The following is a 540-nucleotide window of genomic DNA, read 5'->3' as shown; positions in this document are numbered from 1 at the left end:
CTAGATTTCCGCCATAACGAAATTAGAAAATAAACACAATATTCCCAGTAGTAATCCTTTCGCACTTCCAGTCATTAGACATGAAGGGAGGCGGCATTTTGTTATATTCATGTCGCATTCCTACTTACTCATACAGCATTTCAAAAGCAATTAAGGCTGAATATGCACCTGGCTGTAACTGCCCCGTTCGGACAGGAGTCACATAATAAGTCAGCTTACTTTGTCCTGAAGGCAATAACTGAGGTTCACTTTCTTGCCCTAGGGGTAATAAAACTCCGCTTGGTGTCGTAATCGCGAGTCCCAAGCCTTTTACACCGCTTACGCGAACAAAATCGTTGTAAAAAGGTACCGAAGGCGCAACAAATCGAATTTTCACCGCTGGCTGAGATGAGCTCCAAGCCGTCATTCCAGTTTGGACATTTTCAAGTCGAGTTGCGGTTTCTAAGCAATCCACTAACTCAATCTGAAGTGGTACCGGTGCTCCCTTACCATTATGTTGTAAAGTCGCTATGTCTATATTTCCCATGTCTATCGACTGAT

The 540-nt window shown here is 43.3% G+C and carries 1 protein-coding gene; it reads right to left on the bottom strand.

The window, feature by feature from the left end:
* Positions 1 to 124: 124 nt before the first annotated feature.
* Positions 125 to 540, bottom strand: a 416-nt coding sequence (locus ABN217_RS20210; RefSeq protein ID WP_502935149.1) for a fimbrial protein, incomplete at its 5' end; no start/stop codon positions are given.

The organism is Proteus sp. fly-1067 (assembly GCF_040139345.1).
GTDB classification, from domain to species: domain Bacteria; phylum Pseudomonadota; class Gammaproteobacteria; order Enterobacterales; family Enterobacteriaceae; genus Proteus; species Proteus vulgaris_B.
The sequence above is the reverse complement of the archived record's forward strand: the minus strand, read 5'-3'. Positions and strand labels throughout refer to the sequence as shown.